Source organism: Pectobacterium peruviense, assembly GCF_003312355.2.
Lineage (GTDB): Bacteria > Pseudomonadota > Gammaproteobacteria > Enterobacterales > Enterobacteriaceae > Pectobacterium > Pectobacterium peruviense.
In genome coordinates, this window is sequence record NZ_CP161826.1 from 4,409,945 (window position 1) to 4,423,606 (window position 13,662).

The 13,662-nt window shown below is 45.2% G+C and carries 7 protein-coding genes; all 7 read right to left on the bottom strand.

Annotated features, from left to right (window positions below):
• Positions 1-284: 284 nt before the first annotated feature.
• The 7 genes from DUT67_RS19850 to DUT67_RS19880 all read right to left on the bottom strand — a co-directional run bounded on the left by DUT67_RS19850 (position 285) and on the right by DUT67_RS19880 (position 13,321).
• Positions 285-1,406, bottom strand: coding sequence for a cupin domain-containing protein (locus DUT67_RS19850; protein WP_113632137.1), 1,122 nt, complete (start codon positions 1,404-1,406; stop codon positions 285-287).
• 90 nt (positions 1,407-1,496) lie between these two features.
• A complete protein-coding gene (locus DUT67_RS19855; protein WP_113632138.1) occupies positions 1,497-1,925 on the bottom strand; it encodes a GNAT family N-acetyltransferase in 429 nt (142 codons plus the stop codon).
• Positions 1,926-2,065: 140 nt separating this feature from the next.
• The gene (locus DUT67_RS19860; protein ID WP_113632139.1) at positions 2,066-5,614 is read right to left on the bottom strand and encodes an AAA domain-containing protein; all 3,549 of its coding nucleotides are present in this window, start codon (positions 5,612-5,614) and stop codon (positions 2,066-2,068) included.
• Positions 5,615-5,900: 286 nt separating this feature from the next.
• On the bottom strand, positions 5,901-6,296 hold the full coding sequence (locus DUT67_RS19865) for a hypothetical protein (RefSeq protein WP_113632140.1): 396 nt from the start codon (positions 6,294-6,296) through the stop codon (positions 5,901-5,903).
• A 73-nt stretch (positions 6,297-6,369) separates the two neighbouring features.
• Positions 6,370-9,618 (bottom strand): type I restriction endonuclease subunit R, encoded by a 3,249-nt coding sequence (locus DUT67_RS19870; RefSeq protein WP_113632141.1) that lies wholly within the window; start codon positions 9,616-9,618, stop codon positions 6,370-6,372.
• Positions 9,615-10,958 carry a restriction endonuclease subunit S gene (locus tag DUT67_RS19875; RefSeq protein WP_113632142.1) on the bottom strand — a complete coding sequence of 448 codons (1,344 nt, stop codon included), beginning with the start codon at positions 10,956-10,958 and terminating at the stop codon, positions 9,615-9,617. Before DUT67_RS19875 ends, DUT67_RS19870 begins: the two co-directional genes overlap by 4 nt.
• Positions 10,958-13,321: a class I SAM-dependent DNA methyltransferase gene (locus tag DUT67_RS19880; protein ID WP_113632143.1), complete on the bottom strand. Its 2,364-nt coding sequence runs from the start codon at positions 13,319-13,321 to the stop codon at positions 10,958-10,960. Before DUT67_RS19880 ends, DUT67_RS19875 begins: the two co-directional genes overlap by 1 nt.
• Positions 13,322-13,662: the final 341 nt, after the last annotated feature.

Below are 13,662 nucleotides of genomic sequence, written 5' to 3' on the forward strand. Positions count from 1 at the left end.
GAGTTATTTAATTGGGTCTCGCTCTAAAGATAGTTCAGTTATTGATTAAATTGCGTGAGGGAATGGTTTTTTATCAATAAATTCAATAGTTAGTTAATATTTAGCCAAGAAAAGTTAACATCATAACGATCTTCACATTGGCGTTACTGACGTCAGGTTGATAGCCGAATATTAGCAGAATGAACCTATACGCTTTTTATACAACGAACCATTCGGATGATAATGCGCGGCTCCCAAATCACGTCATGCAATACGTGCTCAGAAGCCGCTAAAGAGAAGGGAATTTATTCGTCGAAGAACCAGTAACCCTGATTAACCAGCGCAGTTAATTCAGCCACAAAAGCCGGATTCTCCAGCGCCTCGCCCAGCTCTTGTTTACCAAGAACGGTGTAACGACACAAAGCATCAGCCGCTTTCGGATCGACGGTGTCCAGCCGTTCGCTGTTGATGAAGTAGCTACCGCCTACTTCCAGAACCCGCAGCCCGCTCAGACGCGTCAACACGTCGCCGTCCATCAGCGCACCGACAATCTCGTCCTGCTCATAAGGCGGCTCCGCCGGAGCGATATCCAACTCGTGACGTGGCGTCGTTACAAAGCGACCGAACCACTGTTTCAGGGCTTCCGGCTGATTAATCACGTCGATCATCATCGCGCGCAGACGGTCAAACTCATAATCTTCAACTCGCCCTGGATGTTCCCGACAGGTCAAGTCAGGGTCGCTATAGTGCTCACCACCGAGATCGTTTTCCAGTACGTAGTCAGCAAAGCTGCTGATTAAGTCTCTACCGTTCGGCCCACGGAACCCCACGGAATAGTTAAGCGCAGTCTCGTGCGTGAAGCCATCGTGCGGGAAACCTGGTGGAATATAGAGAATGTCGCCTGGCTCAAGATCTTCATCAATGATCGGCGGGAAAGGATCAACATGTAGCAGCGCAGGATGCGGACAGAACTGACGCATCGGCAACTTGTCGCCCACGCGCCAGCGGCGGCTACCCATCCCCTGAATAATAAAGACATCGTACTGATCGATATGCGGACCAACGCCACCGCCCGGTACAGAAAAGGAGATCATCAGGTCGTCTAGACGCCAATCCGGCAATACGCGGAACGGGCTCACGAGTTCAGCAGACGGCGCATGCCAGTGGTTCACCGCCTGAGCCAGCAGCGACCAGCCGGTTTCACCCAGATTATCAAAATGCTCAAACGGCCCGTTGCTGGCCTGCCACTGACCATTTTTATAACTGACCAGACGGCTATCGACCTCCGCCTCCATAGTCAGACCAGCCAACTCATCTGGCGTAATCGGATCGACGAAATTAGGGAAAGCGTTCTTCAATACAACAGGTTGTTTTTGCCAGTATTTTTCTAAGAATTCGGGCCAGTTAAGATTAAGTTGGTAAGCCATGCGTTCACACCAGTGAGAAGATAAACGGGCATGATTATAAAGAAGATGATACCTGAACTACCTTGTCATTGGTCAATGGGTGGATAACTATCATGCAGCCTGCATATTTTTCTTTATTAGATAATGTCTTAACATTCCTTCCTCAGGAAAATCAGGTAAAGACATTTGTAGCTGATAACCTTGCTTTTCATAGAAGGGAAGTGCCTGAAAACTAAACGTATCCACAAGCGCATGGCGGCACCCAAGCCGAATCGCTTCCTGTTCCGCTTCTCTCACCAAGGCGCTGCCAAGCTTTAGGCCTCTGGATTCTTCGCCCACCCACAAATAATCAATACACAGCCATAATCCTTTCCGTGTAGCGATCAGCCCGCCAGTCATCACTCCGGCGCTATTTCGATGAAAAATACCCAATTGCCCAAAAGAAGCAGGACTAATAAATTGACGATTGTAGCTTCTCAGTCCAGAAAAAAGCGCTTCCCGATCGTTATCGGTAATGTCGTGCGCCACGATTAATTCCATTAGTCCTCCAGAAAAAATAGAAATTATAAAATTTGACCACATGAATATAAGTGATATTAGTTTTTAATTAACCACAAAAAGCAGGCTAAAATAAGGTGTCTAAACCGTATTTTTCGGCTTAGACACCCTGAGGGCAAGCGTTAAGACTGAATCAAACGTTGCTGTAAGCAGCTCTTAATAGTCTCTATTTCCGGCGTAAGATTCTTTCCCCGATAAACCAGAGATGTATCATAGCGAACATTCCAATTATCCCGAGATGCACTAAACCAGTTAAAAGAACCTACACACAACAAATTATCATCGCCAATAACAATTTTGCTGTGCACGCGATTCACCAATCTGGTTTTAATACCGCTTGATTGAAGATGCGCAAGCGTTTTAGACAATTTGATTTTCTTTTCATTCTCAACATCACAATCATGATGTTCAGTATTAAAGTCCCGATCGGTCACGACAAGAATATCAACACCGCGCTGACGAGCCTCAGCCATTGAACTCAGAAAACCGGTCTGCTCCATCCGTTTCAGTGATATCCAGGGGGAAACAACCATGACTTTTTTATCGACTTGCTCAAATGTTCTTAAGAGAAACTCATCATGCTCTTCTGACCCATGTAATGATTTTACCTCTGCCACCGATGATGCGAGATCTGGACGCTTTTTATAAACGAATGAAAGGGCATTCTGGGCACTGTTAAACAAATAATGCGCGAGTAAACCACGTGGTGTAGCGCGAGGTTGTATCTCGAAAAGATCCATATCACCAAAGACTAAAAAGCTATCTTTTGCACGGGAAACGGCAACATTTAATTTGCTTGAGTCGTCATCTATAAAAGAACCGTCTTCATGTTTTGAATAGACGGGAGAAAAAATAACAATAGGCCTTTCAGCTCCCTGTAGGGAATGTACCGTTCCAACAGTGAGGACATTTTTACTGTCCCCATCATCGAAAGAATAAATTCCCCGTTGAGACATCTCTTTACGTAAAATTTTGGCCTGCTCACCGAAAGGGGTTACCACAGCAATAACATCATAAATTGGCTTTTTATACTTATCTTCAATTTTTTGTCGCTGATCAACAATCCATTCGGCTATAGTCTCGGCTTCAAGTAAGTTATATCGACTCCCACTGTTGGCTTTAACACCTTTTCCATCTACGTGAAGGTAGCCCATCGGAGGATATAAATTATCGACCTCATGTCCACGCTTTGGAATAAGTTTTCCGTCATAACATAACTCATTGCAGTAACCGATAATATTATTTAAGCAGCGCCGGTGCTCATAGAGATACATCCCACGGGGCATGTTTTGATCATAGTGATAGCGGGATACATTCTGTGCGATGGCCATGACGCTGCCTGAGGCTGCACTTCTACCCGATTGAGAGAAGAGCTCGTAATCTTCCTGAAGCTGATCTTTAGAATGCTCAGACAAAATCTTCTGCGCCACGATATTGCCTATATCGATAGCGGGTGCAACATTCCAAATAGGCGCAATCTGTTTTGTATCACCGATAACCAATGCTTTTTTAGCTAATGAGAACGATGCACCTGCAACTTCGGGTAATACCTGCCCAGCTTCATCCACAATTAATAAATCAGCAATATTGTAGAGATAATCATCATGATAGTTATTTTGGCTGACAAATTGCTTAATCTTCATTTTTTTCGGCAACATATAGTTTGTCATCACCACACAGGGCGTTAGTTTCATTCTCCGATACCAGCGCGACAACGACGGTTTTTTTCCTATATCTTTTCCACTCTGGCATTTTTTTCTATCGATTTCACTAAGCTGATGCATGTCCATTAACCAGCGCCCTTCCCAGTAATGGGTTGCAAGCTGAAACGAGGAGAAACGTAGTGTTTTATCAGCCAGCGCATCAACTTCTGACAACGTTAATTCTTGCTGTCCTGAGTACCCAATAGATAGCAATGCTTCTGCCCACTTATCTTGCGCAGCAGTTCTACGTTCAATCAGGGGACGAACTTCATTGAGCGTAGCGACGCATTCTCGAACACGTTTTTGCGTATCTGCTATTACTGTTCCTATATGCTGCGCAATATCTGAAGGTTCTGACCAAGTAATCAACGATGAAATATTTTCTGCATAATGACGGAAAAATGCCCGAATAAAAGAGAGTCTTTTAGCTTTTATTGGTGGCAGCCAATAAAAAAGGGAATATATCAGCGATTCTCTGGCAACAAAGTCATCCCAATCTTTTTGCATCTCAACAAGTTTATGGCATATACCTTCTTCACCAGCATAAACGGTGACCAATTCTTGCAAATGCGCATCGATATCTATGGCCGTTTTCCGACACACGTCTTTAGCCAGACAGAGTTGCTGCCATGCAGACTCAATATTTGAGAGCTCATTGGAATTCTGGAGCAATTCCTGATGAAGCAACTCCACAACCTCTTTAACCGTATGTTGTCCCTCTGTCGGAAAAGCAGCCTGAGCGTTTTTTAAAAACTCTCGCTCCGCTTTTTCAACATAATCGAGACTTTCCTTTGCATCAAAAAAAGACTCAGTTTGAAACCCTCGCTTACTCGCCTCTTCTTCTCTTGTTGATGAAGGGAAATAGCAACCAAAGCTCTGAATTTCAGGCAACCAGCGCCCTGCCATTACACCACTGCCGATTGAAAAATCTTTTCCAAATGCTTCAATAATATTTGTCACAGCCTGGTTATTAGTCGATGTCGCAATCACAATCGGAGGCTCTGATTTTTCCAGTGCGGCTCGACTCCACAGTGTCGCAATAATGGACAACAGTAATGTTGTTTTACCCGTTCCCGGGGGACCATTGACGGCGAGAATATCACCTTCTTCCGTTGCTAAGAAATGACTCAAGGCATCTCGTTGCGCATCTGCCAATGGAAATTTATCGCCAGAATGGGCCAGTCGTTTAGCAAATCCCGAAGACGGGGGAAGCAGTGGCTTCAGAGATGGGCTTTGCAGGCTGGAAAAACGGGAAAATAAGGGTGACGAGATCTGACTATTTATAAAATGATCGTACAGCGGGAGAATGTGTTGCCCCGCGCCATCTGATTTGGCTTTTTTCTGAATAAATCCACTTTCTGCTTTAAGATATTCATCAGGAGATCCAAGCCAGTCTCCTGCCACATTGTTTAAAAGCGCATCACAATCGCTTAGATATTTCGCCCAGTCTTTAAGATACTGGGCCGCTCTCTTTTCACGCTGTTCGTCGGACTCATCAGTAAAATTCGTCTGTGGATAATCAATACTGGTTGTACCGTTCAACGTTTTATAGCGATCGTAATCAGTGACAGTGCCAATGGAAAATGTTCCCAGTGGCAATGGTTCCAAGAGATCTCTGGGGATCGTGGTTATCGTTCCCGGATATATATAACCATCGCGTGACAATATTGCAGAGGTAACGATAGGGGTAATCGTTCCGGGTAATCCCGCGAAACGCTCTTTACCATGCTGCACCAGCAGTTGATAAACATAAGGGCGCAACACAATTTCAATACACGCTGTTTCTGGAGGCTCGCTAGAAAATAGCGCATCCAGCGTGGGAGCACTCACGCGGCCACATTTCATCTCATCACATGACCACAACGTAAATGAGCTAGCTTCACCTTTTTTGAAGGTCCCCCGACCAAACTCAGCATCAGCCAGTGAATTGCGCAAGTAGCGAGAAAAAGCTAAATAATCACCATCCATTGTTAAACCTGCACTTATTTTTTGATTTACACATTTATTATTTAAAAAAGAAAACCAGAGAAAGTCAGAATTTAAAAAATGACTCTGGATGAATATTTTTCAATCTAACCCAATCTAAAAAATGATAAAGGCCATAGTTATAATTAATACATTACAGCCTCACGTTCATAGAAGGTCTAAACAATGAAAATGTAGTGGGTAAAAAAGTCGGCGTAATTTCATATTGGTGATATATCCTAAATAATTCTAGTATCAGAAGAGTAGTATGCCTCAGATCTTCTGATAATCAATTCATACCACCATACTGAAAGAAACGGCTAACATTTTCAGCATTGGATGCGTTTTTTTCTAACGCATTAAAACAATTAAAATATGACTGCCATTCTCCACCGATCAATAGCCCCCGTTCGAAATCAAACGGAACACACCACAGGGCCAGATGCTTATCGAACCGAAACACAGGCAATGGCATATTGAAAAATTGACGACGAGGATAGATCAACATCATATCACCTTGCCCATGCAGATATTTTTGTCCGTAAGCAAACATTTGATAAAAATCTGCCTGATTAATTTCATATTTTCGTTTGCGGTCACTATGTCTTGTATCTAACAGTTTCCATTTCGCATCGAGAACCAACTGGTGCCGACTATCTGTAATGAAAAAATCAGGCTTCAGCATAAACCAGCTCTCCGCAACACGGGAACCTAAAGGTGCCACCGCGTCAGCAAACTGACGTGATGGCTAAATGGCGTTATGCTCCTTTCAACATATCAAACACCACTCGCGCAAATCCTTTTGCCAGTTCAGGGTTAGACAGATATTGCATCATCATGGCCTGTTGGGCGTCATTGCTATCCAGCACCGCGTCATCAATGGCTTTAGGGAAATCGCCCAGCATGGCCTGTTCACGTGTGTTGTTCGCGATCTGCGTCATCACCGCCTGATTTTCTGATAACTTGTCGCGCACGCTAAAAGCATAATTAATCATGTCTTTATCGGTAAGATTATCAGTAATAAACAGCTCGTTAAGACGTGCCAGAATATGCGACAGAAACTCTTCTTTCTTATCCTTCGGTTTGGCTGTACCAATGTCATTGCCTGGCTTTATGCCGTATTCTTCGGCGTCTTCCTGAAGTTTCAGATGCTGCTCGTGGATTTTCGACAAGCGATAATGGCTCATCTCCACATTGCTTAAATCAACTTCATCTTCTTCAACATTCTGTTCATGCAGCAATGGCCGTAGATGACGGGAAAACAGACTGAGCTTCTCCAGTTCCTTGTCATCGAACTCAACGATTTGTGACATAAACTCGTAGAAACGGACAAAACTCCCGAGGTCTTTCTTGAAGATGTCCAACTTGTCCTTTTCTAACTTACAGTCTTTAAAACTGTTTTCAGCATTAGTAATCAGCACCACATCGTTGGTTTTCTTCGTGCGCTCAAAGATTTCTTTTGCCAACACATAGGCATCAATGGCCGAGGTATATCGCTTTTTCCAGCGCTCAACGGCGGGTTTACAAATATTGCTAATTGCCGCGTTGGATTTGTTTTTGGTAAAGAATGCGTCGCAGAATTGCTCAACTTCATTCCATAAGAAAATACCGCTAGAGCGGAGCTTTTCGAATAGTTCGAAGACTAATTGCGGGTCGCTGACATCTGTCAGCTCGGCGGTCTGATAATAAGGCTTAAAAGCCCCCAGAATATCATCAGGCTCATTGTAGAAATCGAGCACGAAGGTGCCAGACTGCGCTTTGCTCGGATAAATACGGTTCAGACGCGAGAGTGTTTGTACGCACTCCACACCGCCAAGGGGTTTATCCACATACATCGCGCACAGCTTGGGCTGGTCAAAACCCGTCTGAAATTTATTTGCGACCAGCATCACCTGATAATCATCGCTATCAAAAGCGTTGCGCATATCCCGTCCTTTAAGACCGGAATTCATATTGGTTTCAGTGAATTTCTTATTTAACAGCGCGAGACTATTTTGATCGCTTTCAACAAATTCCACTTCGCCTGAAAACGCCACCATGGTATTAATTTTCAGGTAGTGATTCTCAGTAATGTACTGATCAAACGCCAACTTGTAGCGCACCGCCGCTTTACGCGAATTGGTCACGACCATCGCCTTCGCCTGCCCGCCAAGTAAATGCATGACATGTTTGCGGTAATGTTCAACAATCACTTTTACTTTTTGCGAGACGTTATGCTCGTGCAACGTAACCCACTGGTTCAGTTTGATTTTAGCTTTTTTACTGTCCACTTCCCGGTCAGGATCATCCAACTTTTGCAGCAGCTTATACGCCACTTTGTAGTTGGTGTAGTTCTTCAGTACATCAAGAATAAAGCCCTCTTCAATGGCCTGACGCATCGAGTAAACATGAAACGCTTCAGGCTTATTGGTCTTTGATGCCGGTTCAAGAGGGTTAGGCAGACGGCCAAACAGTTCCAGCGTTTTCGCTTTTGGCGTGGCGGTAAACGCATAGAAGTTAAGATTACTGCTGCCTTTGCGCGAGGCGATTGTCGCGTCCAGAATATCTTCTGACGACAACACCACATGATCATCCGCTTCTTCGGTCATCAGCACTTCTTTTAACTGGCGCGCCGTGGAACCGCTTTGAGAAGAATGCGCTTCGTCAGCAATCACCGCATATTTGCGCTGCTTGAGGCTGACGCTGTTTTCGATAGCTTTAAGCACAAACGGGAAAGTCTGGATGGTAACGATAATAATCGGTTGGGAGTTTTCCAGCGCACTGGCGAGTTTTTCTGATTTAGAGCCGTCGCCTTCTTTATTATTAATGCGCCCGACGACACCGTCCGCATGTTCAAACTGGTAAATCGTATCCTGAAGCTGATCGTCTAATACCGTTCGGTCGGTGACAACAATCACCGAGTGGAACTGTTTTTCGCCTTTCTCATCATAGAGCGTGGAAAGCTGGTGAGCCGTCCAGGCAATAGAATTGGATTTACCGGAACCCGCGCTGTGCTGAATAAGGTATTTATTACCGGTACCTTCTTTCGTGGCTGCGTGAATCAGTTTATTCACCACGTCCCACTGGTGATAACGCGGGAAAATTAAACTCTCTTTTTTAACCTTTAATCCGTTCCAGTCTTCTTTCTCTTCAATTTGCAGATGCACAAAACTGGCGAGAATTCTCAGCAAATTGTCCGGCAGCAGAACTTCATTCCATAAGTAGCTGGTGGCGTACTCGTTGGCATCTTCGGGAATATCGTTACCTGCTCCGCCGTCTGTCGTGCCTTTATTAAAAGGCAGGAAGAAGGTGTCATCGCCAGCCAATTTCGTGGCCATAAACACGTCATATTGGCTGACGGCAAAGTGCACCAACGCGCCACGTTTGAAGGTCAGCAGCGGTTCAGGCTTATTGGTTACCGGGTCTTTCGGCAAACGCGTTTTCTTATATTGTTTAATCGCGTTTTGTACCACCTGCTTAAACTCGGATTTCAATTCCAGCGTCGCCACCGGCAGGCCGTTAACAAACAGCACCAGATCGATACGCCACTTTTTCGCTTTTAAACCGGTTTCTTCAAACACAGCGTTCGACGCATACGGGCTATAAACCAGTTCCGGCACAATACGGCAGATATTCTGCTGATAACGCGCCAGCGTTTCCGGGTTTAAATTATGTTCGGGTTTAAACTGGCATAGCGTAAAACGCGCATTGCGGATCTTCAGCGCATTGCGTAATACGCCCAGCGTGCCGTAGGTGCGTGAGAGTTTATCGGTGGCGTTGATATCGGCTTTTTTAAGCTGAGCCTCTAGCGCATCAAGGAAATGGCGCTCTGTATCGGTAGGGAAAACCTTAACCAGCTTTTCCCATTCCTGCGACTGAGTTGTTTTAACGAAAGTCAGCACATCGTTCGAATACAGCGCACGTTCACGATCGTAGCCATCACCTTTGCCGACAACCCAGCCATGTTCAACCATCTGTGCAATCATCTCACTTTGGAAGATGGCTTCTTTGGTCGGGTCCATGCTCATGCATTCACCTCCGGTGATTCCTCAATGTTTGCCATTTCGCTGTTCGCTGGCGCGACCCAGTCGCGTACGTCGATTTTGCCAGTGACGGCAGCGGAGATTAGGGCAGTGCGGCGTTCTTGGAGTAATTTAATTGTAAATTCAGATTTTTGAATGATCACATCAAGCTGATTTAAGGTAACTGTTGTGTGCGTGTATATTTTGTCTTGCTCACTCTCGAGAGGAATGGGTATTTTACAATCTGCCAGAGACTCTCTGTTAATTTTAGGCATTGCAACTCGATCTGCCTGATTTACTGCAAATCTGGTGAAAACATTAGAGAGCAAATATAGCAGTAGGAAATTATTCGTAAGTCCATTGTTACTGGACATTGGGTACATATCAGCACTGCACAAGACATTATCTGCTGGTGATATACATGCTTTTACAAGGGCAGGTCGAATTTTGCTATAGATAACCTCACCATTTTTGCAAAGATATTTACCACTATCTGCACCCTGATCCTTCGCCGTTTCTAAATTAATTATTCGGCCTTGTCCACTAGCAATATGATTAGGGGCTATTAACCAAAAATTATCATAAGGAGATTTTCGAGGGTCAACTTGGCCACTTCTAATATTTACACAATGACTAAACTTCATGATTTTCCAATGTTCCGGCACTTCCCCCAACCATTCAACACCAGAGTTCTTCATTGGCACATTTGGATCTAACCCTTTAGTCACGGCATGGCTAATCACGGCCTGACGCTTTTCTTTTAGCAGCTCAATCAATTGTTGTTGTTTCTCGATCAGGTTATCGATTTTTGCGGTTTCATGATCGAGAAAGGATGCTATGTTCAATTGCTCATTTTTTGATGGCATAGCTATAGGATATTGGTATAAATCTTCCATCCTAAATGATGCCTGCATATGCTCAGGTATGAGTGCCCTTTCATATGAAAACAATGGTTGAAAAGAATAGAAAAAAAAACGAATATTTACTTTATGGTTTCTAGATAAAATAACCATACAGTTTTGTGAAAGACTAAATTTTCCTTTTAGGTGACTAAGGCTCATGGCCTTTGCTCCAACAGTTGTAGAGAATAGAACCCCACCTTTCCCTGCACTGAATTCATAGCTATCAATAGTTCCCATAATGCCATCGTTTTCAGTTTGACCACTATAGACAGGATAAATACCAGGATTAGCTCCACAATACTCCTTTGTTAAAAATTGACCTTTTTTCCCTTTTTCTGCGGAAAAATGCCATGATACTTTTTTTAATAACCAACTCTCTGGGATCTCCCCCAACCACTCAACCCCAGAATCCTTATATTCAGGATATGCCTTATGCTTAGCCATCAGGAATGCACCTCCTGCAACAGCTTCATTATCTCGGCGCTGACCGCATCCAGATCGGCATCAATTTCTTCCAACGGGCGCGGGGGCTGATATACGTAGAAATGACGGTTAAACGGAATCTCATAGCCAACTACCCCAATATCACTATCTTTGGCATCACGCTTATCGGCATTAATCCAGGCATCGGCAACGTGCGGCAGTACTTCGGCTTTGAAGTAGTCTTCAATCAGCGTGCTAATAGCAACCTTCGGGTTTAACGGTGCATTCTCGTTATCACGCAGGTCACCATCCTGCTCGAATTCCACCACTTTCCCTTGGTACTCAAACGCGCCGTACAGCGGCTGGGCAGCCTCTTTCAGCACTTTCTTCACGACGGGCTCAGCGGCCGGGTTTTTCGTGGTGATGGCGTCGATAAACTGTTTGTTCTCTTTGGTATCGAGCTTAACGCCTGCGATCTTGATCGCCCCTTTCAGGGTAAGTTGGAACTGGTTAAAATCGTCACTGGCCTGCATTTTCCCACCGGCTTGTGTGCCTAACGCCGCTTGAATCTGCCGCACTTTTTCCATTAACCCGCGCTGCGCCAGCCACAGTTTGCTGTCCAGCAGGTCTTTAATTTGCTTCTCTTTCAGCTCGGAAAATTCAGCTTTAATGATGGCGCGGGCTTCCGCTTCAATTTCTGTAAAATCACCGTAGTGAGATTCCTGCCACTGCGAAGCAAATTCGTCAAACAGGCGCTCCATCGGCGCATTAAATGGCTTCGGCGCAAAGCGCAGGCTGGCAATGGCTTCATCGGTAACCTGTGCAGACAGACGCAGCGGGCGCTCAATGGTCAGGCGGCGGTAGCCAAAATCGGTACTGTTGAAGATTTTGCTGGCGAAGGTTTTCGGCGCTTCCGTTTTAGCCGTTGCAGACTGGCGACCACGGTTAGATTTTTGCTCCGGTGCTTTTTCCAGACCTAATGCTTCAAGAGAAATCGCATCAACCACCTCAAAATCACCAAACGTGCGAGTGATAAGTTTGATGTCCTCTTCACCCATCAAATTACGCTTAGAACCCAGCGATTTTCGCATCTTGCCGCACAAGTTGGTGCCATCAATCAGTTGGATCTTGCCTTTACGTTCCGCTGCTTTCTTATTCGACAGAATCCAGACATAGGTCGCAATCCCGGTGTTGTAGAACATATCCGTCGGCAGCGCGACAATGCCTTCCAGCAAATCAGCTTCCAGAATATAGCGACGGATTTCGCTCTCGCCGCTACCCGCACCGCCGGTAAACAGCGGAGAACCGTTAAGAATAATACCGATACGCCCACCGCCATTGATTGAACCATCTGGATTATGGGTATCACGCATTTTGCTGATCAGATGCAGAAGGAACAACAAAGAGCCATCAGAAACGCGAGGTAAGCCAGGACCAAAACGGCCGTTAAAACCTTTCAACTGATGCTCGTCGTTAATTTCACCTTCAATCTTTTTCCAGTCCACACCAAACGGCGGGTTCGACAGCATGTAGTCAAACTGGTCTTGCGGTAACTGATCGTTGGAAAGAGTGTTACCCAGTTTGATACGGCTAACATCTTGCCCTTTAATCAGCATATCGGCTTTACAGATGGCATAGGACTCAGGGTTCAGTTCCTGACCAAACGCGCGCATCACCGCATTCGGGTTAAGTTCATGCACATATTCCATACCCGAAGAGAGGAAGCCACCCGTGCCAGCAGTGGGGTCATAAATAGTGCGAATGATGCCGTCTTTAGACAACGCTGCATCATCTTCCATAAATACCAGCGAGGTCGTTAAACGTACGATATCGCGTGGAGTAAAGTGCTCCCCTGCCGTTTCATTCGAACTTTCCGCAAAACGACGAATCAGCTCTTCAAACACCAGCCCCATGTCATGGTTGGAAATGGCCTTCGGGCTCAAGTCCGTAGTGGCGAACTTTTTAACGATTTTGAACAGTAAATTGGCGTCATCCAGCAGGCCAACAAACTCACTAAATTTGAAGTGCTCAAAGATTTCACGCGCGTCCTTCGAGAAACACTGAACATAGTTCTCCAGATTCGCCTTAATATCGTTCTGCCCCATCTTGCCAAGATCCATCGGCGAGGTATTGAAGAACGACAGGCCATTTGTGGCGCGTAGCAAAAACTTCTCTCTCCCTTCTTCCGGCAAGGGGCTGGCCTTCAGTTTTTCGGCCTCCGCTACCACCGCTTCTTTACTCACAGCTAACACGCACTCAAGCCGACGCAGCAGAGTAAAAGGCAGAATCACGCGCCCATACTGAGATTGCTTAAATTCGCCACGAAGCAGGTCAGCAACTGACCAGATAAAGGCAGCCGTTTGAGAAAAGTTAGTGTTAGACATGAGGATTACCAAAGAGTGTAACGAATAGAAGTGATTATACATAAGCCAGTTAGCATCGCACGGCTTTGATGTCCATCGCTTTGAGACGGAGTTTTGACAACCGTTTTCTGGCGAACCTACTGGAGATAACATGATTAGGATATGGCGCTATAAACAAGCGACTATGCTTTCCTGTAATTCATCATTAGTTAATAACCATCAATGTTTACAGTAGATATAAGAGAAGCGATCTCCAAAATAAGAAGGGGGAAATAAATCCGACAGACAGCTAAGAATGGCGAGTTTATAGGCTTTCACGCGGGGCTTGACGGTACGGGCAACAACGTCGGTCAGCGCCATAA

What these genes read in the sequence shown, in the direction of transcription:
- DUT67_RS19870 (WP_113632141.1), bottom strand. Translation starts at nt 9,618, where the DNA reads ATGAGCATGGACCCGACCAAAGAAGCCATCTTCCAAAGTGAGATGATT.
- DUT67_RS19880 (WP_113632143.1), bottom strand. Translation starts at nt 13,321, where the DNA reads ATGTCTAACACTAACTTTTCTCAAACGGCTGCCTTTATCTGGTCAGTT.
- DUT67_RS19855 (WP_113632138.1), bottom strand. Translation starts at nt 1,925, where the DNA reads ATGGAATTAATCGTGGCGCACGACATTACCGATAACGATCGGGAAGCG.
- DUT67_RS19860 (WP_113632139.1), bottom strand. Translation starts at nt 5,614, where the DNA reads ATGGATGGTGATTATTTAGCTTTTTCTCGCTACTTGCGCAATTCACTG.
- DUT67_RS19865 (WP_113632140.1), bottom strand. Translation starts at nt 6,296, where the DNA reads ATGCTGAAGCCTGATTTTTTCATTACAGATAGTCGGCACCAGTTGGTT.
- DUT67_RS19875 (WP_113632142.1), bottom strand. Translation starts at nt 10,958, where the DNA reads ATGGCTAAGCATAAGGCATATCCTGAATATAAGGATTCTGGGGTTGAG.
- DUT67_RS19850 (WP_113632137.1), bottom strand. Translation starts at nt 1,406, where the DNA reads ATGGCTTACCAACTTAATCTTAACTGGCCCGAATTCTTAGAAAAATAC.